Origin of the sequence: Xenorhabdus sp. KJ12.1 (assembly GCF_963876495.1) — a bacterium.
GTDB classification, from domain to species: domain Bacteria; phylum Pseudomonadota; class Gammaproteobacteria; order Enterobacterales; family Enterobacteriaceae; genus Xenorhabdus; species Xenorhabdus stockiae.
The window spans coordinates 1-22267 of record NZ_CAWNQH010000072.1; the positions used below are offsets into that span (position 1 = coordinate 1).

Annotated in this window: 25 protein-coding genes; 14 read left to right on the forward strand and 11 right to left on the reverse strand. The window is 38.4% G+C overall.

The genetic code is table 11. The features are described from left to right. The first annotated feature begins 135 nt into the window (after positions 1-135). From AACS92_RS11410 to AACS92_RS11420, 3 genes are all read left to right on the forward strand, one after another. A complete protein-coding gene (locus AACS92_RS11410; RefSeq protein ID WP_099108480.1) occupies positions 136-516 on the forward strand; it encodes a hypothetical protein in 381 nt (126 codons plus the stop codon). Positions 517-576: 60 nt separating this feature from the next. Further along, positions 577-864, forward strand: a complete 288-nt coding sequence (locus AACS92_RS11415) for a DUF1294 domain-containing protein (RefSeq protein ID WP_099108481.1) — start codon at positions 577-579, stop codon at positions 862-864. Between the two features lie 312 nt (positions 865-1176). Beyond that, a complete protein-coding gene (locus AACS92_RS11420; RefSeq protein WP_099108482.1) occupies positions 1177-1722 on the forward strand; it encodes a hypothetical protein in 546 nt (181 codons plus the stop codon). 132 nt (positions 1723-1854) lie between these two features. On the opposite strand, the gene traA is transcribed toward AACS92_RS11420, so the two are convergent. From traA to AACS92_RS11455, 7 genes are all read right to left on the reverse strand, one after another. After that, positions 1855-2193, reverse strand: coding sequence for a TraA family conjugative transfer protein (gene traA, locus AACS92_RS11425; protein ID WP_099108483.1), 339 nt, complete (start codon positions 2191-2193; stop codon positions 1855-1857). A gap of 1279 nt (positions 2194-3472) precedes the next feature. Beyond that, positions 3473-4204: a thioesterase II family protein gene (locus AACS92_RS11430; RefSeq protein WP_099108484.1), complete on the reverse strand. Its 732-nt coding sequence runs from the start codon at positions 4202-4204 to the stop codon at positions 3473-3475. Beyond that, positions 4197-5108 (reverse strand): DMT family transporter, encoded by a 912-nt coding sequence (locus AACS92_RS11435; protein ID WP_099108485.1) that lies wholly within the window; start codon positions 5106-5108, stop codon positions 4197-4199. Before AACS92_RS11435 ends, AACS92_RS11430 begins: the two co-directional genes overlap by 8 nt. Further along, positions 5098-5781, reverse strand: coding sequence for a hypothetical protein (locus AACS92_RS11440; RefSeq protein ID WP_099108486.1), 684 nt, complete (start codon positions 5779-5781; stop codon positions 5098-5100). The genes AACS92_RS11435 and AACS92_RS11440 overlap by 11 nt, the downstream gene beginning before the upstream one ends. Before the next feature lie 25 nt (positions 5782-5806). Beyond that, entirely contained in the window at positions 5807-6739 is a 933-nt protein-coding gene (locus AACS92_RS11445; protein WP_099108708.1) for a chlorinating enzyme, read from the reverse strand. Positions 6740-6749: 10 nt separating this feature from the next. Further along, positions 6750-7013: an acyl carrier protein gene (locus AACS92_RS11450; RefSeq protein WP_099108487.1), complete on the reverse strand. Its 264-nt coding sequence runs from the start codon at positions 7011-7013 to the stop codon at positions 6750-6752. A 3-nt stretch (positions 7014-7016) separates the two neighbouring features. Continuing rightward, a complete protein-coding gene (locus tag AACS92_RS11455; protein WP_193756845.1) occupies positions 7017-8537 on the reverse strand; it encodes an AMP-binding protein in 1521 nt (506 codons plus the stop codon). 456 nt (positions 8538-8993) lie between these two features. On the opposite strand from AACS92_RS11455, the gene AACS92_RS21885 reads away from it, so the two are divergent. Together AACS92_RS21885 and AACS92_RS21890 are read left to right on the forward strand one after the other, a co-directional pair. Further along, on the forward strand, positions 8994-9134 hold the full coding sequence (locus AACS92_RS21885) for a hypothetical protein (protein WP_193756846.1): 141 nt from the start codon (positions 8994-8996) through the stop codon (positions 9132-9134). A 7-nt stretch (positions 9135-9141) separates the two neighbouring features. Then, on the forward strand, positions 9142-9222 hold the full coding sequence (locus tag AACS92_RS21890; protein WP_369800370.1) for a hypothetical protein: 81 nt from the start codon (positions 9142-9144) through the stop codon (positions 9220-9222). A gap of 493 nt (positions 9223-9715) precedes the next feature. Here AACS92_RS21890 and AACS92_RS11465 read toward each other — a convergent pair whose 3' ends face one another. From AACS92_RS11465 to AACS92_RS11480, 4 genes are all read right to left on the reverse strand, one after another. Further along, a complete protein-coding gene (locus AACS92_RS11465) occupies positions 9716-10294 on the reverse strand; it encodes an SGNH/GDSL hydrolase family protein (protein ID WP_099108489.1) in 579 nt (192 codons plus the stop codon). A gap of 50 nt (positions 10295-10344) precedes the next feature. Beyond that, entirely contained in the window at positions 10345-11322 is a 978-nt protein-coding gene (locus AACS92_RS11470) for a DUF7146 domain-containing protein (protein WP_099108709.1), read from the reverse strand. Between the two features lie 246 nt (positions 11323-11568). Beyond that, positions 11569-12495 carry a DsbA family protein gene (locus AACS92_RS11475; protein ID WP_099108490.1) on the reverse strand — a complete coding sequence of 309 codons (927 nt, stop codon included), beginning with the start codon at positions 12493-12495 and terminating at the stop codon, positions 11569-11571. Between the two features lie 29 nt (positions 12496-12524). Further along, the gene (locus AACS92_RS11480) at positions 12525-13097 is read right to left on the reverse strand and encodes a hypothetical protein (RefSeq protein ID WP_099108491.1); all 573 of its coding nucleotides are present in this window, start codon (positions 13095-13097) and stop codon (positions 12525-12527) included. A 145-nt stretch (positions 13098-13242) separates the two neighbouring features. Between AACS92_RS11480 and mobH the strand changes: the two genes are divergently transcribed. The 9 genes from mobH (at position 13243) to AACS92_RS11525 (ending at position 22267) form a co-directional block, all read left to right on the forward strand. After that, positions 13243-15918, forward strand: coding sequence for a MobH family relaxase (mobH, locus tag AACS92_RS11485; RefSeq protein ID WP_099108492.1), 2676 nt, complete (start codon positions 13243-13245; stop codon positions 15916-15918). After that, complete coding sequence (gene traD / locus AACS92_RS11490) at positions 15911-17872, forward strand: conjugative transfer system coupling protein TraD (protein WP_099108493.1); 1962 nt, start codon at positions 15911-15913, stop codon at positions 17870-17872. The genes mobH and traD overlap by 8 nt, the downstream gene beginning before the upstream one ends. 19 nt (positions 17873-17891) lie before the next feature. Beyond that, positions 17892-18266, forward strand: coding sequence for a hypothetical protein (locus tag AACS92_RS11495; RefSeq protein WP_099108494.1), 375 nt, complete (start codon positions 17892-17894; stop codon positions 18264-18266). Next, positions 18259-18921: a DUF4400 domain-containing protein gene (locus AACS92_RS11500; RefSeq protein ID WP_099108495.1), complete on the forward strand. Its 663-nt coding sequence runs from the start codon at positions 18259-18261 to the stop codon at positions 18919-18921. The genes AACS92_RS11495 and AACS92_RS11500 overlap by 8 nt, the downstream gene beginning before the upstream one ends. Positions 18922-19012: 91 nt before the next feature. Further along, positions 19013-19303 carry a hypothetical protein gene (locus AACS92_RS11505; protein ID WP_099108496.1) on the forward strand — a complete coding sequence of 97 codons (291 nt, stop codon included), beginning with the start codon at positions 19013-19015 and terminating at the stop codon, positions 19301-19303. Further along, on the forward strand, positions 19304-20128 hold the full coding sequence (locus AACS92_RS11510) for a DsbA family protein (protein WP_099108497.1): 825 nt from the start codon (positions 19304-19306) through the stop codon (positions 20126-20128). It begins immediately after the preceding gene. 77 nt (positions 20129-20205) lie between these two features. Continuing rightward, a complete protein-coding gene (traL, locus tag AACS92_RS11515) occupies positions 20206-20493 on the forward strand; it encodes a type IV conjugative transfer system protein TraL (protein WP_099108498.1) in 288 nt (95 codons plus the stop codon). Next, positions 20490-21107 carry a TraE/TraK family type IV conjugative transfer system protein gene (locus AACS92_RS11520; RefSeq protein WP_099108499.1) on the forward strand — a complete coding sequence of 206 codons (618 nt, stop codon included), beginning with the start codon at positions 20490-20492 and terminating at the stop codon, positions 21105-21107. Before traL ends, AACS92_RS11520 begins: the two co-directional genes overlap by 4 nt. A gap of 2 nt (positions 21108-21109) precedes the next feature. Continuing rightward, positions 21110-22267, forward strand: coding sequence for a TraK domain-containing protein (locus tag AACS92_RS11525; RefSeq protein WP_241537865.1), 1158 nt, complete (start codon positions 21110-21112; stop codon positions 22265-22267).

Below are 22267 nucleotides of genomic sequence, written 5' to 3' on the forward strand. Positions count from 1 at the left end.
AACTGCTCAGTAATGTGAAAAAATTCTTGAAAAAATCTGCAAATAGACTCTTTCAGAGAAAGTAAATCGAGTGTCTCACTATTATGAAAAGTTATTTAGTGTGAGTTAACATCCCTTTTAAATTAAGGAAGGAAAATGAGTGAAGATAATGTGAAGTCATTTAATCAACTAGCATCAGAAGAAAAAGAGGCTCGTTTTTCTTCTCTCTCTAAGGTGGCTATTAAATCAATCCATAGTTACTTCAATCTAGACGCAACTGAAAAAGAACTGAAAAATAATGTCGCGGAAACCAGTGAAAAAGTAAACTCTCTTTCTAAGAAGCTTGCCAGCGGTGAAGAACATAATCGCGAAATTTATAACAACGCGGTGAAAGAACTGACTAAAGCCAACCGTAAATTCGATAAGTTTCTCGATAACTATGAAGAACTGCGCGATGGTACTGGTGACAAGCTGAAAGAGCTTCGCTCCTTCCTTGACGAGCTGATCGCTGAGATCAGTGACGACCAGACTATTTAACTTCCAGTCATGACTGAGAGAAGCCCATAAAACAGGCTTCTCGCCGAGCTGGGAGGTTCGATGTTTTATCTTTACACAATATTGTGGATATCTGCATGGAGTCTGATATCTATTTTCGTATACCGAAAAGACAAGCGACAGGCAGAAAATAGAGGTCTCCGTGTTGAAGAGCTTACTCTTGATGCGCTAGCCATTCTCGGTGGATGGCCGGGGTGCATCTATGCGCAATATAAATTTCGTCATAAGACCCGCAGCGCTTATCAGCGCCGTTTCCGTGCTCTGGTCATAGCATGGATTTTAGGCTATAGCTCACTTTGGTATTTTTTGTGGGTGGGGGAAATTATTTAGCACTGAGTATACTATGGTGAACTTCTATGCTCACTGCTGTAAAAATCAGATCGATAGAGGTATTTATCACATTCTGAGGGAAAAAGTGAAACGCCTGATGACTATTCAATTTAATGAGATTAGCAAGCTATAAACGTTAAACAAAAATGCTTGATTGTGCGTTCAGTTGAAGTGTCTCAGACAAAAAACGAACAGTTAGAAATGTTTAGATGCAGAACTAAATAATGAAGCAGATAATATGATTTATGCAATTTTAATGTGTATACGAAAAATTGATCAATCACTAAATAATGCAGGAAAGAGATAATAATAATGACCAAATATCGCACTGAGATTATTGGAGCAGACGTAAACGTAATGAAGCATAACGAGAACGGGATATTTGAACATGTTTGTCTGATACCGCTGGTGGATATCCCCACTCGAGCCAATGCTGGCGAATGGGATAACAAAAAAGTGTTAGGAATGCGTCTGATTGTAGAATATCTACATAATCAAAAAATTGACAAAGAAAAAAACTTGCTTGCTTTACGCTGGCTAGTAGCAACACTCTACATTATGGAAACTACAGCGAAGAACGAGATGCCTTATTATCGCAATCACGGCGTAATGTTAGAATTAGTAATGGACTATGAACGGCTTGCAATGGCGAACAATATCGAAGGTGCAATACTTGAGCAGTTCGGTAAAGTGCAGGGGACAGAGAACGCCATATTAATGTACAACGATATGTTAGATGAAAATGGCCTTTTAAAATTATCACCGATGGGAATCGAGGTAATGGATAATATGCACGAAGCTTTTACGCTCGAAGTTGCCAATGGTGCACTAGATAAGGCCGAACCAACGAGACACTAAACGTATTAGTTCAGATGAGGTCTGATACTTCGCTATAAATCCGTCACCATCATAACGATGTCATGTGGATTTTTATCCCGAACTACTGAGAACAAAAAAACCCGCCGAAGCGGGTTTTTTTGTTCATCTGGCTTAGATACCAACGGTAGGTAGCATAGTTGCTACAGCTTCGGTAGAAGCCATCATTCCATTGATTATGTCTGGTGAGTAGTACAGACCGATTGCTGCGCCTACTGCAACTGCAAACACCATCAGTGATTGACGAACAACGGCTGAGGCAACACCGACGACGACCATCAGGCCAACCAGAACACGGCCCAGAGAACCTTGCATGTATTCGGTGATAGTTTTCCAAACATCGCTGAAGCCGGTTTGTTCAGTACCGTTCGCATATAATACTCCAACACCCAATGCGATGATCGCAGAAGTAGCCAGAACTGATTTCAGATTTGCGCGATTCAGAGTTTTCATCTTTTACATTCCTTAGCCATTTTTAGAAGTTACGATTTTGGAATGTTCCTCGACTCTTTAACGGTTTTCAGCCGGGAACGGGATAAACTATAACGATATCCATCTAAAAAACCGCGTAAAAAAGGACACGAAATCATTACTAACTAACGGAAAAACCTCTGCTTTTTTGGAAAAACTTATTTTTTCTTATCATTTGGCTCTTTTACATTAATAAACTTATCTTTTATGTAGTTTATTTATGAAATATTACTAATTTGAAACAACTTTAACTGTGCTTAAATATCAGGTGAGTCGTAATGGTTACGCAGAGTTTCATGTTTACATTACGGTAAATAAAATGATTAATTATTCGATTTTATTCGTAAATTTGAGTCACGTATTCAACCCGCTAATGCTTGTGTAACCACCATTTTTCGAAAAAATGAAGTGGTTTAGTTTGAAGTAGAATGTCAATTTTGTTAGCAAATTGAATTCGTCAAAAAACATGGTGAAATAAAATGCAGGGCACCAATGCTCGTTGCCATTTGGGTTAAGATGTTATGTCACATTATTTTGGTTCTGCTATATATAATAAAGTCATCAGCCATTTTATTGAAAGTGAATACTATATTTAACAGAAATCAACGGATTTAATACATGCTAATATTAGGGGATTAGGGGATTAGGGGATTAGGGGATTAGGGGATTAGGGGATTAGGGGATTTTCGCCCAATTCAGCGAAAAGTTCCACAAATGAATATAAATTAATTAAAATCAATTTATTATGTTTTTTGATCGCTTTTGATACCGTAAATCCGCATATTAAGGGTTGTAAGCGTTTATTAGTGAACTACACATGGTGTTATTATTATGGTCATTACACATAGGCTTGAGCTATTTTCTGCACTGGGTTTTAAGTGCATTAAAGTTATACTGAAAATTAAGACTCAAATGCTACAGTTAGCCTACTATGGAACTTTTTCCTGAATTTGGCACAAATCCACGATTAAAGTCGAATTGTGGATTAAATATATTTTCACAAGACGCTGGATTTAACTTTGTATAAATAAATCGGCTTTACATAATCAACAAAAGAAAGGTATAAACTGAGTATGAGTAACGACTAACACTAATAAATTTAGTTATTATTTTATGGATAATAACATTACTTACTAATATCTGATGGGTAGAAACATGTGAAATTGATAGATATTATATTTACTGTAAAATCATTACTTAAACAATGGATTATCTTATTGGTATTTTTCACACCATTAATCCTCAATTCTTTAATCTTACATTAAAGATCATGATTGAATGTTATCGCATGAATGAAATCAATCATTGATTTATATATTTCAAATCCTTTTTCAGATAGAATGAAGTGCCCCCCCAATACCTCAACCAAATTAAATTTATGTCGAGTACACTCTTTCCAACGATAAGGGGGAGTATTCATTAATGGATCTTTATTACCATACATTGCTAAAATGGGAATGTTATCTAGTGGAAAAGATTGTTCTTCACTAATAGAGTCAGCAACATATAAGTCCGCTTCTAACACTCGTAAAAATCTTTGCAGCATTGTTGGGCTATTTTTCAACCATTCAGGAATCGCCCCCAATTTTTGAATAAATTGCAGTAACATTTTTTGCTGATATTCTTGTTTTCCTATCCCTAAAAATGAGAACTTGTTACGACAATGTATTGGTTCATTAGATATAACGACTAATAAAATATTTCTTTTAGATTCTTTCTTTCGACAATATGCAGATATAACATATGCAATATATGCACCTAAACTATAGCCAAATAGCACAATGTTACCATTAGTCGGAATACGAGATGAAAAATCTTCTATTATATCATCAATATGATACATTAATGGCTCTAGACGTCTTTTCCCACGTCCCGGCATTTCCAATTGAATTATATTGAAGTCATTAGAACAATATTTGGTAAAATCATAAAAAATAGATGAATTACCTCCAGCATGATGGAACATTATTAGGTGTGTATATTTATTATTCATAACACCTACCTTCAGCAATGCGTCCCAATAAAGCAGATGAAATAATCATCAATCCCCCAATACTTTTCAAAACGCCGATATGTTCCCCCGTAAGCACGATAGCGAATAGAGCCGCAAATGCTGGCTCCAGAGATAAAATCAAACCAACTCTTGTAGGACTAGTTACTTTTGCAGCATAAAGCTGCATGAGGAATGCAAAGGCAGTAGCCATTGCACTCAAAAACAAAATATATCCCCAAATTTTAACTGAAATTTTTGGAATAAAGTACAATGATGTTGGTTCAAATAGTAAAACAGTGATGAAACCTAATAAGGTTACTATAGCTAATTCAATTATTGTAATATTAATTAGTGAATAAGATTTTCCTGATGTTTGTTTTCCAAACATAAAAATCTGGAACCCACGAATAAGTGCAGCAAAAAGAATAATCCAATCTCCTTGGTTAAATCCAAATTTACCTGTATTAGCAAGACTTAATATTCCTCCACCAATGAAAGATAGAATACAAGTAAAATAAATAAATTTACTTTGTTTTCTTTTCCCCAAAAAACGCTCAAAAAAAGGTACTATCACAACTGATAAAGCAATAAGAAATCCTGCATTAGCAGCAGTTGTCTGTTTCACACCCAAAGTTTCCAGTGTCAAAATGACATACAGTAAACAACCAAATAACAAACCGTTGACTAACTCTCCTTTAGTAATTTTAGATAAATGTATTTTAGTCCCAATAAACATAAATGGTACAGATAAAGCAAAACGGAGCATCAAAAATAGCGGGATGGTGACACCCGCCTGAATGATGAGTTGCATTAAAGAATAACTTGCTCCCCAAGACAAGGCAATAACTAGTAATCCTAAATCTAAAAAGTATAGATGGGTATTTGACAGTCGATTATAAGTCATTATCAGACCTCAACGGAATATGGTTCGCGTCATAACTAATGCGCAAAATTCCTTTTTTATTCTTTATCGATTTAATTGAAAATGCATTAATTTTTATTAAATTATCTACATGTGTACCCGCACAATGAGTTGGTTCAGTTCCTTCAATAAAACACAACCGCGTGTTGTCATCATACCAAGTAGTGATTTTTCCTCCGTTACATAATTTAGTCTTTATAGCAATTTCAATTTCTTGTTGTGACAATATCTCCGGTTGTACCGTACTTGACCCCATAGGAGAGAATTCGACACGAGCTTCATTTGGAAAATGATGTCCCCTAGTTGCAATCCAACCATACTGACGCATGGTCCAATCCAGCAAATGACCAGTGGTATGTAAAGCGGCATGGCAGGTACGATCTGCTGCCGAAATTTTCGACACCACAATTTTTCCTAAAGAAAAATTAAATGGAATTACTGGATATAGAGCTACATAACCTGTTGGATGTTTTTTAATTTTTACCGATATATCATTTATCCAACCAATATCAGCAGGCTGTCCCCCACCTTGTGGATGAAAAATATTTTCTTTTAATATTAAAAAATCTCCTGTTTCATCAGAACCACAAGATATTATTTCACTTGTGCAGGTGAAATAATAAGTATCATCAAGATAACGTTGAATTTGTGTCACAAGAATCTCTTAATGTAATAGTCTTTCAAGACATTGAAGTAAAAGGGTATCCACGCAGATTATGTGATATAATACGATTATTAATATTACGGTTTTTTCCTGATACGATTACGCAGCCAAACTTGTCGAGAGGAATATTGCCACCGTATTCGTAAACATGATCAGTATTAGGATAAATGTCTACGTTACTAGGAGCATAACGTGCAACAAATCCCATACGATAATCCTGCTCAGTAATATTAGGATGAGATGCGTGCATCAATGTAGACCAAAAAATAACACACTGTCCAGCTTTCATTTCTAAAGAAACCGCCTGAGTTTCATCCGGTTTCCAATTAGGATCTCTTTGTAATTCTCGATAATCGTAGCCAAAAAAACCACGATTTGTCCCGTTTTTAGTTACTTTATCAACAATGTTACTTTGGTACGCCATAGACTGAGTTTCATCATAATTCATGTTAATATGCGTACCGGGAATAATTTGCAAGCAACCATTTTTAATCGTGGCGTCTGTAAATGCAGTCCAAACGGTTAAAGTTCCTTTACCGAATTGTTCTTCTGTTTCTCCGGGCCACAAAATCTGAGGCTTACCACTGGCATTCGCAAACGTGTCCGCTTGATGCCAATCTGTTCCCTCATTTCCCGGGTATTTTGGAAAAAATTCGGTTCTCCAGCATAAAACATCATTTCCTAAAATATTCGAAACAGATGTGACTATTTTAGGATTGGTAATATGTTGACTTAGTAACTGAATATCCAGATGACGGTCGTAGTTAGAAATATTAGTAGCTGCTCCATACGAATCTGTAGGATATGCAGCATAGCTACGATCAGGGAGTTGGCGGCGTACACTATTCCATATTTCGCTCATTTCCTCTTGAGAATAAATTGTTAATGGACCAATAAATCCATTATTATGGAAACTTTCTAGTTGTTCTTTACTAAGGTTAAGACTCATAATAAATACCTTATTTATGATTTTTAATATATTCAGCATCCATAAGGGTTTCATTTAGTGTGCTGTTATATAACTTTTCCATTGAAATAATTAGATTAAATTCATTTTTTATTTTTTCGTTTAATATTATTGCTATCATAGAATGACCGCCCACATCCAAAAAATTTTCATCTATGGATATAGTAGTTTTTATCATAGACTCAAGCAACATGATGTACCTACATAGAGCATCTAATTTTATTTCATTCTCATTTTTTAATCTTACCCCTGCCATTTATCACCTCATAAGATTCATAATAACTTCTTTGTCAATTTTACCATTAATTGTTTTAGGCATAATATCTATCCTCCTATAATTCAATGGCCTCATATATACTGGCAGTAATTTTTTTGCCAATTCTTTTAAATTATCGATAACATATTCTTCGGTTATTGATGACGTAAAAATACAAATTAAATGCTCTCCTACTATTTCAGAATTTGAAGGAATTACTAATATTTCATTTACTTTGTCATAACTAGTCAGAACAGATTCAACTTCTCCGATCTCAATTCTATAACCATTTATTTTTACTTGTTGATCACATCTTCCATAGTAAACCAACTGACCTTTTTCATTATTGTAAATCAAATCTCCAGAACAATAATAACGACGAATAATACCATTATGTTCTAACCAAATAAATTTATCATTGTTTTTTTTATCATCGTTTAAATATCCATTAGTTACTTGAGGACCTGATAACAAAAGCTCGCCTATTTTGCTTATATTACTCCCCTGCTTTCTAATAACATAATCAAATTCAGGTAATATATGACCTATAATAGATTCTGATTTTTCCAAATCATCTTTTTCGATAATATGCCAGCTGGCATGGACAGTCGTTTCAGTAATACCATACATATTAACTAATTTAGGAGAATATAATCCAAATTTATTATTCCAGTTTTTTAATGATTTAAAATTCAAACGCTCCCCGCCAAAAATAATAAACCTCAATGAAAATTCTTCCGGTTTAAATTTTAAAAAATATTCACAATTGATAGAAAAAGATGTCGGTGTTTGATTTAATAGTGTAATTTTTTCATTTTTAACTAATTCAGCTAATTTATAAGGGGTTGTTCGTGTTTCTTCATCTGGTATAACCAGCTTTCCACCATAGGCTAAAACTGACCAAATCTCCCATACCGAAAAATCAAATGCATAAGAATGATATAAAAGTGTTATGTCATCTTCATTAAAATTATAAATAGGATAGGTTACATAGAATAATGAAGATAAATTTTCATGAGTAATTGGAACTGCTTTCGGACGACCGGTAGTTCCAGAAGTATAAATAATATATGCAACCTTCAATAGTGAAGATTGATCATATATCTTATCATTAGATATATTATTAATCATAGAATAAATATTAGAAGTTGCATATCCTTGGTGAATATCTAAATCTTTATAATTAATAATTAATTCTGGATTAGCATCATCGAGTATCAATCTATTTCTTTCTTTAGGCGCTCTTCTATCTATTGGAATGTAAGAGGCCCCAACACACTGTATAGCAAATAATGCAGCTATTAACTCTACGGAATGAGAAAGTTCTACAGCAACCTTATTACCAGATGAAATTCCTTTTTCACGCAGGGAAAAAGAGATGTTTTCAATAAAATTTAGCAATTCTAAATAACTATATTGATTCTCTCCTTCCTTAATTGCTATTCTTTCTGGATTATTTTCAGCCACTTCAAAAAATAAATTTAACATGGTTTTACTATTGTCTGTGGTTTTTATTTTAATCATAAAAAATCTCCTTTCTACTCCATTCAGAAACATTGGATTAAATTCATTTGATTTAAATGAACACCAAGACATATATTAATAAAAAATATTTTTACGGGTTTAGGAAAGAATAGAATGATAAATCACAAAACATAAATAAATCATCAATGCAATTACATAAACATAATAAAACACTAAAACCATAAAAATACATTACAAATTTCAGTGTGTAATTATAATGTTTCGTATATATATCATTATGGATTTAAGGTTTAAATCTTAACATTCAAATAATAAGGAAATTTATAATGATTTATTTTTTATGATTGCCAAAAAAATTAAAATTAATATGCAGTTATAATTATTTTCATAAATTTTAAATACTAATTCACCGAAATTTAACACTTATTCAATTCGTTTTTTCTTGTGTATACTCATCAAATTTTTTAGGAAAAAAATGGCAAAGATAGGAATGAAATGTCAGTTTTTACAATGAATTTAATCAATCAGAAATATGGTACAAGTCACAAGGCGAACGTCAGCGTTATCATTATCGTTGTCTGTCCTGTCGTCGTACTTATCAGCTTGAATATGCTTATGGAAGCATTGCAATTATAATGCAGGTATCCGTGACACTGCGCGGGAACTACATATCAGAGTTAATGCTGTCGTTCGCGTTTTAAAAAATTTGTCCCACAATGTGTAAATACATTACCACTGGATCATGTGGTAATTCAGCTCATCAGTGATATCGATAAATTCAGGGTTTACAACTAGTTCTCCATAAATACTTCACCGGAAAAATTTTTACACTGCGTGTCGAAGAGAAAATATCACTCTTCGAAACTGAATTAATCGCCTAAATCGTAAAACACTGGGTTATTCAAAATAATCGGGAATTTTATCGAAATATAATATTATATTTAAGGCCAATCAACATATTGAATACGTGATCAACATTTGGTAATAGAATGAATAACCTGATTTAGATACACGAGGGATAAATTATATTGATGTTAAAAAAGAAAAGTCCCGAACCGTCGTGGAGACGGTTAGGGGACTCTAATACAACGTTTACAGTTCTCACAGGAAAACAGACATATAATATAACAATTAACGAATGGTATTATAGTATTTAACTATACTCATTGCAACATAACAAATGATCTATTTCATGAATAGGAGTCATGTGGCTAACATTACAAATTAATAAAGTGAATCTGAGTAAATACATCAGCACCATACTCTGTGATATGAATTCCGTCATTTGTTCTTATAGCCCGTCCATTTAATGAATCCATGTAGTGTTGACCGAATGTTTCTCTCATATCTATTGTAGTTATTTGTTCTGTAACAGCTGCCAATTTAATCGCTTCTCTTGTGTTATTCAGTAAAAAATTTTTCCTTTCATTCCTAATCGTAGGTGGCAAAATCCATATAATATCTCTATTTTTCTTCTTTAGTTCACGGATTAAATCAATAGCCTTATTACGATAATTAACTATCTCATTATTCTCAATAAAGTCATTTGTTCCTAACAACAAATAAACACATTCATAGCGACTAACATCTAGCGTTTTAGCGTATTCAATCCAACTAAAATTAAATTGATTATTAAGCCCTGAACCTACTAAATACTCCGCATCAACAGGACGATGTTTCTTATAACTATTCACAATTTGATATGTGATCGAATCACCTAAAAAAATAGGTTTTGCATGGGTTGATAATGTCATTGATAAAAAAAATACCATAAAAAATATTTTTATATTATTCATCGTTAATATTGACCTCAATAATATTCAACATATACTGATGTAACTCATTATTATGCTGTCTCCGTTGTCTTTTTCGTAAATACTAATTCTCTGGCCTGCCCCCCATTCTGAAGAAGATCATTGAAATCTCCGCTGTCCGGCCAGAGAACACTAATCTTTTCTAATTTGTTATTTGCCAATATATTCTTGTGAGCACATTCCATTGCAGCGGCATGGCCTGCTGCGTTCCAATCCATATCGGTGAAAATGATTAAGTGCCTCACACCTTGAGGAACTCGGAAACGCGCCATAAAACCCGTATTCACCACTGACCACGTATTCACTCCGTAGACTTGCTTACAGGAAAGGGCTGTTTCAATACCTTCAGCAATCCCTAATGTTGAATTCAACGGGAACAAACGTATTGCCAGTGACTGAGCATGAGCGCGATAATTATCTTCCTGCATAGCATCTAGTTTCTTTTGCGGGGTAGTGTCTGCCTTCCTATTGCCGTCAAGGTAAGTACGGTGCAGGTAGCATAATGTCCCTTTTGCATCTGTCACCAGTGACCAGAGTGCTTGCAACTTCTCGTTGCGAACAGGCTGTTCGGCACAATACTTCACATTGTCGGTAGGCAAAACATGAATACCTCGGTTACGCAGATAGGCTTCACCTTGTGTGCCTTTCAGACTGAGTAAATTGACGTAACAGGCGGTTACTCTTTTCCTTAATATACTAATATTACTATCTTTTTTTACCACACTACGTTTATCTGACTGAATACCCAGAAGGAGATCAATTTCGTCCGCCAATGTTTTGTAATCTTTACCTTGCGTTAATGTGAGTAACTTCCAACCATCCCCAGCATTGCAGATACAAATAAATGTCCCTCTACCATTCCGATCATCGATACGGAATTTGCCTTTTCGCTTACATATTGGACATTTTCCTTTAAAGTGATGCATACCTGTCACAGGTGGCAATTTGTAATAAGCGAAAATTTCAGGCCAGCGCCCCTTTACTGCATCAGCGGTTTTTATTTTGTTCATCATGTTTTTCCCTGACCGGATGACATATCAAAGTGTTCATGGATATAACTGCCCCTGAACTGAACAACATCAGAACTTATTGTGTATTGCTCTACTGCTGTATTTATCCCACAAAAACTTCGAGAGAATAGCTAAATCTGTATAACTTGATGCAATCAATGCTAAAACTGATGACGCATCTTCACGATACAAAAGCAACCAAAAAATAAAGGGCACCTTTATTCAGATGCCAATGCGCTGGAAAAATTACTTCTTTGCTGAAGGATCTGGGGTTGAAGAAGCCGCAGGCTGTGCTTTTTCAGGATGAGCCATACCGTCAATGACCTGAACAAACTTAGCGAACGGCTGCGCACCTACGACCGTTTCAGTTTTTCCAGTCTGATTATCGATGATAACAGTGGCGGGAGTACCAGTTACACCAGCCGCGTTACCAGCCTGCATATCATCTTTAATTTTCTTGATAACAGTTGGATCAGTCATGCACTCTTCATATTTTGCTTTATCCAGACCGAAGAGCATTGGAACATTTTCGGAATCGGCAAAACTCTTTCCATTACCTGCTGTATGGGTAAACCAGTATTCAGTGAACGCCCAAAAGCCTTTGCTACCCTTTTGCTGTGCAACACACTCCCCCATCATTGCTGCTTTAGACGCTAATGGTTCGTGGAAAGACAGAGGGAAATGACGCCATTCCCAGTTGACCATGCCATTTTTCGCACTATCTACCAGATGTTTAGGTGTTTCATGGAAACGTTTACAGAACGGGCACTCTAAGTCTGAATAGTTGATCAGTGTGAAACGAGCAGTTGGGCTGCCATAGAGGTGATGGCCATCTTTGCTTTCACTCGCTGCGGCCCAATTTTTGTATAGGTCGGTTTGTTGCTGTGCCAATTTATCGCTTTCAATTTTATTCAGTGCAGCGACTACTGAGGCTTGTAGATTATCCCCCGTCACTCCACCACCGTTTTTCAGAAGTGACGCTTGATGATCCTGCTGAAGCTGAACACTTTTCAATGTGTTGCTGTTTGTAATTGCAATACTTTTAATTTCATTTAAATTCTTCTGAATTTGATTGCTTTTGACCATTGTGTAAACCGAACCGCCCGCAGCTATCAGCACCAAACATCCGATTATTAATGGCCCCAGTACTGACACTTTTTTCATTTCACTCATTAAATTCCCCCGAAGAAAAACAGTTTTAGTTACCTTGGTAACTGATTATCAACATACATTTTGATCCGATAGTCGCGAAGTTCTTGTGGTTCCCCTCCATTGAGAACGTCGATTTCATGCTGACTGAGGCGATACCCCGGCGTTGAACAATAACGCTCTTTTATCTGCATGTATTCAGATCTGGATGCTTTCCGATTCGTGTTTTTTAGCCAACGAGGATTTTCACCACAAAAACTTGGCGTTTGAGTAAACGTACCCCGTGGCCCATGAGCATAAGCTGAATTTGCCACACTGGTCAGAAGCAGATCGGTATATTTGTCACGTTCATCTCCATACCGTTTACCCGTCGGGTCATAAATGGCATATGGGCTAACTAGAGCATGTTCATAGCTTGGTGTGCGTAATGCTGCTCCACCGCGCTGAGTTCCATGCCATGATTCCGAGTACGTATACCCTTCCGGTACGTACATTTTTGGCGGGATAATTTGGGTGTAATTGACGTATTCATACTGCTGCTTTTCACTATCAGAACACCCAGACAGCAAAACTCCGGCCACTATCGCTGCCACTACTGGCAGTTTGAAGCGATAATTACTTTTCATTTATGGTTCTCCCGTAAAAAGCAATTTCATTATCCAGTATTTACTTGTTAGTCAAAAACTTTTTATCCGACAGATTGCGGCCTTTTTCTCTTAATATTTTCTAACCATTTACTGTAAGGTGTCGGCATAAAATGGAGGCACCAAAATGCTTAGAAAAATACGAAAGCTATTTTTTCGACAAGAGGAAGACATCCCAGCAGAAAACCAAATTAACATACCCGCAGAAGTGGTCGAAGCGCTCAAAAGAAACGGAGATGTCTTGCGTTATCCACCTGCCGAAAACGGATTTCCTGCAAAAATTCCGGGATATGTACTGCTCTCATTACAAGATGAAATGATTTCTAAAATTAAGCGAGAACTAATGATCCGTGATACGGAATTTGATGTGTTCATTCAGCCTATGCTCAATAACTTCGCTAATTTCGTACATTTATTGCCTGCATCTGAATATCACCATCATCGCGCTCAGGGCGGATTACTACGCCATACACTTGAAGTGGTTTTGTATTCTATCAAGATTGCCAAAAGCTTTGAGTTTGATGCTAATGAATCGCCGGTAATTAAATCTGACCGAGCGCTTGCATGGCGCATTGCGGTGGTGGTTGGTGCCATTATGCATGATATAGGTAAGCCAATATCAGATGTTGATGTCTGGGATAAGACAGGTGAACACCACTGGATGCCTACGGTCAATTGTCTCCATGAGTGGGCTGAAGAAAAAGGTGTGGAACGCTTCTTTATTTATTGGCGAACAGATCGCCACGAACGCCATCACAACACCAGCTTGACTAAGATGACTGACATTGTGCCAAGAAAGCTTCTCGCTTTTTTGATGGAAGAAGGTAACGATATCTACAACGAGCTGACCGAAGCACTCGCTGGAAGCAATTCATTCCGAGCGACTGCCACACGGAATGGTACTGGAACGGCATACAAAAATAAAATTCATAAGATCGTATCTACCGCTGACAGCCGGTCTGTAAAAGAAGACCTCAAACTCTACTCGGGGGATGCGGTACGAGCTGCTCAGACTGGTGTTCCTGTCATCGCCCGTATCGTAGATGCGATGCGTCTATTGGTAAAAAGAGGTGACTGGATTACTAACAAAGCCGGTTCTCCAATCTGGTTTACCACCGAAGGTGTATTTGTAGTATGGGGTTCTGCGGTTGAGCCTATAACAAATATAGTAAAAGCATCTGGTGTTAGCGTACCTCATTCTGCCGACAGTCTGGCTGACATTATGCTTAACTACGGTTTGTGCGTACTTAATGACAATGATTCTGTCTACTGGCGAATGGCCCCCCATATTCTCAATGACAAAAATTCGCGGCAGGGTAAAGAACCCAAAAATTCACTGAGTTGCATAAAGCTTGTTGATCCCATTGTGATCTTCAAAGAAGACGTGCTGCCTAACCCGACATCTTGCCGTATTAAACTCGCTGATGGCTGGAAAGAGTTCATGGCCTCGGGTCTAAAAGGCGCGATAAAAAATCTACAGGAAAGCCGTGCATATATTGGAGAAAAACCCAATGAGAAGCTTCTACCAGCCAATGTTGATCCTGAGATACTGAAAGGTGGCTCACTACCACCAGTCGAAGATATTGCGCCAGATGGCACTGTAGTTAAACGTGGCAAAGTTGTTGAACCGAAAGATATTGTTGATCATCTTCTCCGCATTTCTTTGCTGTCACCAGAAGATGCCGCAAACATCCGTAAACGTGATGAACAAAACCAGAAAGCTAAAGAGGAAGCCTACCAAAAGGCACTTCATTCTAATAGTGACGAATTTTCAGAGAAAGATAATTCCTATGAAAATAACTCTGCGCCGAAGAAAGAAAATAAGGAAAAACCAAAAAAACAGCTAGCCCAACAGCAAGAAATTCTATCACCAGCAGCTGAAAATCAGGGTGATCTTTTTGACAATATTAGTCATCCCTCTGAACTTTTCATAGAGCATGAGGAAAACGCAGATACCACCGCCCTAATCCACCATGAACAACCACCTCCATTAAGCCTCCGTGAGTTAATGGAGAAGACCGCTATTCAGTACCAATATCAGGAAGATGAAATAAATATTCAGCAGAATACTGTACAGCCTGCGGTTGATCTATGGGCTGAAGCTCGTCAGCTTATTCGTCAGACACAAGATGAAATAGATGGATATGCAGAACCGGAAAAGTTATCCGTAGATATGCAATTGGAAAACACAACTGCTATTACGGATATTCCCGGCATTATCGAAAGGGGCCACCTTTTTTCTTCATTATTCAAAGATGCCCCGGAAGAAACTAAGACTGTCCTGAAGCGCATAGTTAAAGAACGTCAGAAAGAATTAGTAGCTAATAACTATCATCTTTTTATTCATAGAAAAGATGCTGAAGATGAAAAAAACTATTCTGCCATGATGAACGCAGGATGGGTATGGGAACCATTCCTTGATCCCAATGAGCCGTTTCAAATGTACAAATCTAAACCCGGTTATTTTCTGAAACGTGGCCTCAATGAAGATATCAACTACCTGTCAGGTGGTGAATACTTTAGAAATATTCTGCCAATAAACCCGAATGAAGTTTATTACGCTGAAAATGATTTGTATCGAGCTATCGCCAGTTACGGACAAATAAAAAAGACATTTGATAATAAGGATGTTGTCGCTCTAAGCGGTTCAGCTATCAGGAGCATGGCAAAGTCACTTGAACTGGATATTACCAGCGTTCGTTTTATTGTCTGCTACAACTTCGATTCCGTCCACAAACGTGGTACTGAACACGTCCTTGTGGATGACAGAATCAAACCTTATATGGTGGAATTTAATGAGTGAATGGAAATATAACATGCCTTGGCGTCCCAACTATGAGGCATTTGAAGTCGCAGGATGGGGAGCTGGTATAGCCAGTGCAATAGCTGTGAATGCATATTTCAATATGCCTTCTCTGCCCTGCTATCTGGCTGTCGCTGTTCAGGCTGCATACGGTATCCGAGCTTTACCAGAAGCGTACTACGTGTACAAGCATAAGCGCAGACTGGCGAAAAAACCCAATGTTTTAATTATGCGGATCGAAGAAATAATTGATGCAATGATTAAATATCCAGATTCCTACATATTCGGTAAAGGCTTTCAGTGGGGACAAAATGAAGGACAATCAGCATTTGAATTGCTGAAACGCGATCTAGAAAAACTGGTTGCAAAGACACCTGATGATTTTATGGGATTAGGCTGGATTCATCAGGTTGGTTCTGAAAATGACTACATTCGCACTGTCGAAGATCTTTTGTCATTGCACACACTTATTACCGGAACAACCGGTTCTGGTAAAACCACTTATTACAAATTGATCATCCTGCAAGCCGCTCTGAAAAAACAACCTCTGGTTATGATTGACCCTAAAAATGATGAAAAATTGTCGAAATGGATGGAAATGTGCCTCGACTTTGTTGGTCGTGCCGAAAAACTAAATTATTTTTCTCTCGCACACCCAGAAAAATCTGTTCGAATTTCTCCGATTACAAACTTTACAAGATCGGGTGAAGTTGCAAACCGTATTATTTCTGTCATTCAGCGTCCTGACTCCACCAGCGATCCATTTATTGCGTTTGCCACGATGTCTTTAACCAGTATCATCGAAATGATGAAGATGTGTGAAATTAAACCCACCTTGAAAAGTCTCAAAACGCAATTAGGTTCAAACATCACTTCGCTGGCGGAACTAGTAACTCAATCTATTACAAAAGTAGGTCGTGAGGTTCTTCCCGATGACTGGTTTGACTCTACCCTTGCAGCCCGAAAAAGCCGTATGCAAGGTAAAGCCGTTGATGCGGTTTCCATTGCAAAAATATGCAGCGAGATATACATGGATGATATCCGGCAAAATAAGGCATTCCCAGACATTGAAGCAGGCATAGACACGCTCAACCATAACCGTGAACACTTCCAGAAGATGATCCTGAACGTAATGCCTATTCTTTCTCAGCTCACAACCGGGTTTATGGGGGATTTGCTCTCACCAGATATGTTTGACCCTGACCAACTGGAAGATGACCGCCCGATTGCAAATGTGCGGGAGATTATCAGCACAAACGGAATGCTTTACCTCGGGCTTGATGCGCTCGCTGATGATAGTACTGCTGCGGCAGTTGGTTCTATCTTCCTGTCAGATATTACCAGCGTGGCCTCTGAAATTTATAACTTCATGCAGCCACGCGGCGAAGACGTTGCCAACGTGATAATACTGGTAGATGAGGCCGCAGAGGTTATTAATGATCAGGTTATAAAAATGCTTAACAAGTCCCGTGGCGCTGGCTTCTGCATGTTCATCGCCTCTCAGGGAACCTCTGATTTTGAAGCACGTTTAGGTTCAGAAGCTAAGATGGAACAGATCATTGTCAACACCAACCACTTTACAGCCCTACGCACACCGTCACCAAAAGCCCAAAAAGCCATAATGGAACGTGTACCACTGACAAAATTTAAATATATCATGCGCGGCCACGGTTCAAGCGCTGCCGCTGATCCCGAGCAAATTACCGGTAGCGTTGCCGAACGCCTTATGGAAGAAGAAAGCGAATTGTTCCCAGCTTCGCTGTTGGGTTGGTTGCCAAACCTTGAGTTCTTTGCACTGAATCAGGCTAAATCCATAGTTAAAGGCAAAGTACCTATTTTATCAAACCCCAAAAATCCTAAAGAAATTGAGCGAATTAAAGCTAAGGCTGCACAATTTCAAAAAATTTACGAAAAAAAGGTTCGTGGTGAAAAAGTCCGTTCAAAATCAGCTTAAAGTGTAGAGTGAAATAATCATGGCTAAATTAAAAACATTTTTTCAAACTAAAGAAGAGATTAATGCCTACGAAGGGCTGGTTCTGGCTTGGCCCTGTGTTGAAAAGATATCGACTCATTTGATATCGTTACTCCCCACTGTACAGCAAAAGTTGATAGCTTCCGCTATTCAGGAAGCTATCGCCGCATATCACCAACCTTACCCGTTCTATATGACAGACTGGGAACGACTTGCTGTCTATCTCATCATGACGATTAACTTCACCACTAAAATTCTCGCAGGCAAAATGTCCTTCTATGAGATCGCCACTTCATGCTTTCTACCGCGCCGAATGACAGCAGCATTCATTGAAGACACCGCAAGAAAGATTTCAATGGAGTTAATTCATGCTTGATCAGCTAAAAGATGATAAGTGGCCTATATCATTTAAGGGTTTAATAATATGGGTTACCGCCATCTGGCTTGTGATTATGTTTTTTGTCCCAGCATCTTTCGTTTATCAGAATATGATGAAGGAAATTCAATGGGGCGAAAAGATGATTGGCATTTCTGATTTTTCAGATGTTATGAAGACAACCAATGAAAGATATAAATATTTTTTCATTGATACTCGCATAGATTCGGCGCTAAAAAATTTTTACAAACCGCTACCAAAAGCTAAAACCCCTGTGGGTGATACGCTCAACAAGATTGGGGGCATTTTAGCCCCATTCTTCATGAACGGCGCTAAAGTGTTTAACTACCTGCTTTACATCATGACTTACAGGCTTAGTCTCATCATTTATTGGATACCATTTCTTATCGTTGTTGGGCTGCCATCAGTATTTGCAGGTACGATGAAATGGATGTCCAAACGCTACACATTCGGATATTCGTCACCGTTTTTTAACCGGCGCAGCCTTACGATGATCGGCTGGGGTATCTTTTCCATGATTTTATCTTTGTTCATTCCTTTCCCCATACCACCAATGATTAGCGCAGTAGTGATCATAGTCGCCATGCCAATCGCCTTTATTTTGCTAATAAGCAACCTTCCAAAACGTATCTAATAACTATTTCAGAAAACGGGGCAAAACGTCCTGTTTTTTCTTATCAGAATTCAGATGTTGTTTGGTAGATTACCCGAAAAAGGGGGAGAACATGTCTGAAACAAAAATGTATTTCCTATCTGCGGGAGTGAGTGTTGTCTGTTCTGCATTACTACTTATCGCATTTTATTATGCAGGTAAATCGCAACAAATTAAAGCACTCGAAGAACAAGCAAATAATTCGGTATATCTGCGAAATCAAGATGAAATAAATAAAGAAATGGTAACTATCATGCTTCCTTTATTGCAAAAACAGCACGAAGAAGAAGCTAAGCGGAGCAAGATAAAAAAACCAGATACTGTTTATACGCCCGAACAGCTTCAGTCTTCCAGAGGTTATTAAATGAGTAAAAAGTTTTCGCTTAAAAATACAGCCATCTTTGCTATCCCGCTGGCTGTACTGATTGGTATGGCGTCATACATCGGTTACAGCGTTCACAAACAAAATAAAATACTTGAGGATGTTGCATTTATGGTTCAGAACACTCGCCCAATAATTACTGATCGTGAACAGCTTCATGCAGCATTCAACGACTACATTACCATTAGTGGTCTGAATGTTACTCGCTCGGCTACTGGGGTAAATTCTGTTGCCGACTCAAGTAATAAGAATGCAAAAAATTACGTCCCTTCTTCATCTGACGAACGTATTTACGGTAATCCTGACGCTCAATTCTATCTCATTGAATATTCAGATTTTGAATGTCCTTACTGCAAAGAGCATTTTCCTCAGCTTCTCGATCTCGTTGACTCTTCATCAGGAAATATCGCGTTGGTCTTTAAGCATGTTCCTGTGCATGGACAGGCATCGCAGGTTGAATCTCTTGCAGCTGAATGCGCTGCTGAACAGAACGGTAACCCGGGATTCTATAAGCTTGCTCGCGCCATTTTTGAAAACACTCAGTCTGATGGACGTGGCCTGACTACACCATTAGACGTACTTGCAGAACGCAATGGTTTTGATGGCAAGCGGCTTATTGAGTGCATAAATTCAGCTCGTCCAGCTAAAAAGATCGGCGCTGATGTTCGCGAGGCAGCAGGTTTAAATATCCAACAGACGCCTTCAACGATTGTTGTTCACGGCGAGCGTTCTGCGATTGTTCAAGGGATGGTAAACGGTACGGGCATTATGCAAATGATGGCTCAACTTGTTGATAGGGAGCATTAGAACAAAAAGATAATTAATGGGTAGATGCCTTCGAATATTTGCACTTGTAGGTGTTCAATTTAATTCAGGAGTAGTAAATGAGTGAACCAATTCATATTTCGCATTCCGTCGATGATCCACCGAAGTTTTTTTTCTGGAGTGTTGATGAAGCTATGCCATTTTTCATATTTCTGATGGTTGGCATTTTCACTGGTCGCATTCTGACCTTCTCAATTATAGGTATTGTGATCACACGTTACTACGGTAGTTTTTTACAACGTGCATCTGAAAAATACTTTTTGCACCTGTGCTACTGGAATCTTGGCATCTCCTTCGGTAAGAGCACAATTATACCTAACAGCTTCGAACGGGAATTTGTCGTATGAAAAGCAAGCAATTTAAGAAAGGTCTTTTGCAAATGGCAGCTGAAATATCGACTCTCAAATGGCTTACGTTAGGATTATTGGGTGTAGTAGCAATCCTTTCTGCAACTTTGATGTCCCGGTCTCAGGTGGTCACTATCGTTCCTCCTAATCTGACGCAAACAGTCTGGCTGGATGAAAATGCAGCCTCTGCACCTTATATGCGTGCGTGGGCAGTTTATGTTGCTCAATCTTTAGGTAATGCCAATCCTACTTCTGTAGATATGGTGAAAGATGCAATTGGCCCCTTCCTTGATGCAAAAATTTACACGGAAGTGATGAAGCGAATTGATGACCAAATCGATCAAATTAAGCGTGACCGTATCAGTCTTTTTTTTACGCCCAATCGTGTTATTACCGACCCGGTTGCTCCGGGCGTATTCTACGTTGAAGGTAGTCAGGGACTTGAAGGTATTGCCGGAAAACCTGTTATCAAGCCAATGACTTTTCAGGTTAACGTAGATATTAAGGGATATCGTCCTGTGATTACGTTTTTGAATATCCAGCAGGGGAAAGCTGTTTTGCCTTCCGATGCGGCTAAGCACAAAAGTAGTCGCGATAATACTCAGAGGGATTAAAAATGAAATTACCAGTCGTAAAATTGCTGGCAATACTCGTTTCTTCAGTAGCTACAAGTTCTGCCGTCGCTGAGGTGAATAGTTATGGCATTCCGTTTGCCGAGAATTCTATGGGAGAACAGCAATCGGGTACTGCAAAAAATACTCTCACTGTAGATGAGGGGCTTGTTTTGGGTAATTCACAAGTAAGTAACGAACCTGTGGTTGTTTCAGCCGATAAAACATCGGTCAGATCATCAGAGTCATCTCGCCATGCTAACGACCGTGGAAATAACACAGTAACAGCTGGGGCAAATAGAAATGATAATCCTGCTGTAGATGGCTCCAATATACAGCCAGTACCTAACAAGGTTGTTCAGCCAATCCGTCTTACCAGCGACGTGATCCCATCTCGACAAGAAATTATTGTTGAGCCGGGTGTCAATACGCTTATCCCAATTTCAATGGGACAAATTAATCGTATTGTCACTCCATTCGAACGGCCAACTGTTCAACGCCTCCAGTTGAACGATGTGACAGCCACGGTAAAAGGCAATGTTATTTACGTTTACACGTCAAGTACACGCCCTGTTGCTCTGTACATCAGTGAAAAAGGTAATGAAAGCGTAGCTATCTCGTTGTCTCTGATTCCTCAGCGTATCGCGCCAGTTCAGGCCACTCTGATGCTTTCTCGCAAACTCAATAATGCCGTTGTTGCTGGTGGTACATCACCAATTATGTATGGTGGCAACGAAACGAAAGCAAAAAAATGGGAACAAAAAGATAGCTATGTCGAAACGATCCGCAACATTCTGCGGGCTATCGCGTTAGGCGATTTACCTCCCGGTTATGCACTTGGCACTCTCGGAAGTGGTGTAAACATTCCAAACTGCAACTTTAGTACAGGAACTGAACAAGACAATATTCGTTACAGTTTCAAAGGTGGTCAATACATCAATGGCAGTCAGTTTAGCGTAATTGTTGGTGTTGCTCAAAACACCGGTCCGACAACGGTGACCGTTGACGAATCGCTCTGCACCCATCCTCAAATGGCCGGTCGTGCCTTGTGGAGTCGTAACACGCTGGAACCGGGCCAAAAAACTGAAGCCTATTTTGTTCTACGAAACGGTCAGCGCCAAGTGAGTACTGAGAACAATGCGCGTCCCAAGCTTACGGAGTAA

Bases quoted from the DNA above. Each gene is read 5' to 3' on its own strand.
- AACS92_RS11410 (WP_099108480.1), top strand. From the start codon at position 136: ATGAGTGAAGATAATGTGAAGTCATTTAATCAACTAGCATCAGAAGAA.
- AACS92_RS11415 (WP_099108481.1), top strand. From the start codon at position 577: ATGTTTTATCTTTACACAATATTGTGGATATCTGCATGGAGTCTGATA.
- AACS92_RS11420 (WP_099108482.1), top strand. From the start codon at position 1,177: ATGACCAAATATCGCACTGAGATTATTGGAGCAGACGTAAACGTAATG.
- traA (WP_099108483.1), bottom strand. From the start codon at position 2,193: ATGAAAACTCTGAATCGCGCAAATCTGAAATCAGTTCTGGCTACTTCT.
- AACS92_RS11430 (WP_099108484.1), bottom strand. From the start codon at position 4,204: ATGAATAATAAATATACACACCTAATAATGTTCCATCATGCTGGAGGT.
- AACS92_RS11435 (WP_099108485.1), bottom strand. From the start codon at position 5,108: ATGACTTATAATCGACTGTCAAATACCCATCTATACTTTTTAGATTTA.
- AACS92_RS11445 (WP_099108708.1), bottom strand. From the start codon at position 6,739: ATGAGTCTTAACCTTAGTAAAGAACAACTAGAAAGTTTCCATAATAAT.
- AACS92_RS11450 (WP_099108487.1), bottom strand. From the start codon at position 7,013: ATGGCAGGGGTAAGATTAAAAAATGAGAATGAAATAAAATTAGATGCT.
- AACS92_RS11455 (WP_193756845.1), bottom strand. From the start codon at position 8,537: ATGATTAAAATAAAAACCACAGACAATAGTAAAACCATGTTAAATTTA.
- AACS92_RS21885 (WP_193756846.1), top strand. From the start codon at position 8,994: ATGTCAGTTTTTACAATGAATTTAATCAATCAGAAATATGGTACAAGT.
- AACS92_RS11465 (WP_099108489.1), bottom strand. From the start codon at position 10,294: ATGAATAATATAAAAATATTTTTTATGGTATTTTTTTTATCAATGACA.
- AACS92_RS11470 (WP_099108709.1), bottom strand. From the start codon at position 11,322: ATGAACAAAATAAAAACCGCTGATGCAGTAAAGGGGCGCTGGCCTGAA.
- AACS92_RS11475 (WP_099108490.1), bottom strand. From the start codon at position 12,495: ATGAGTGAAATGAAAAAAGTGTCAGTACTGGGGCCATTAATAATCGGA.
- AACS92_RS11480 (WP_099108491.1), bottom strand. From the start codon at position 13,097: ATGAAAAGTAATTATCGCTTCAAACTGCCAGTAGTGGCAGCGATAGTG.
- mobH (WP_099108492.1), top strand. From the start codon at position 13,243: ATGCTTAGAAAAATACGAAAGCTATTTTTTCGACAAGAGGAAGACATC.
- traD (WP_099108493.1), top strand. From the start codon at position 15,911: ATGAGTGAATGGAAATATAACATGCCTTGGCGTCCCAACTATGAGGCA.
- AACS92_RS11495 (WP_099108494.1), top strand. From the start codon at position 17,892: ATGGCTAAATTAAAAACATTTTTTCAAACTAAAGAAGAGATTAATGCC.
- AACS92_RS11500 (WP_099108495.1), top strand. From the start codon at position 18,259: ATGCTTGATCAGCTAAAAGATGATAAGTGGCCTATATCATTTAAGGGT.
- AACS92_RS11505 (WP_099108496.1), top strand. From the start codon at position 19,013: ATGTCTGAAACAAAAATGTATTTCCTATCTGCGGGAGTGAGTGTTGTC.
- AACS92_RS11510 (WP_099108497.1), top strand. From the start codon at position 19,304: ATGAGTAAAAAGTTTTCGCTTAAAAATACAGCCATCTTTGCTATCCCG.
- traL (WP_099108498.1), top strand. From the start codon at position 20,206: ATGAGTGAACCAATTCATATTTCGCATTCCGTCGATGATCCACCGAAG.
- AACS92_RS11520 (WP_099108499.1), top strand. From the start codon at position 20,490: ATGAAAAGCAAGCAATTTAAGAAAGGTCTTTTGCAAATGGCAGCTGAA.
- AACS92_RS11525 (WP_241537865.1), top strand. From the start codon at position 21,110: ATGAAATTACCAGTCGTAAAATTGCTGGCAATACTCGTTTCTTCAGTA.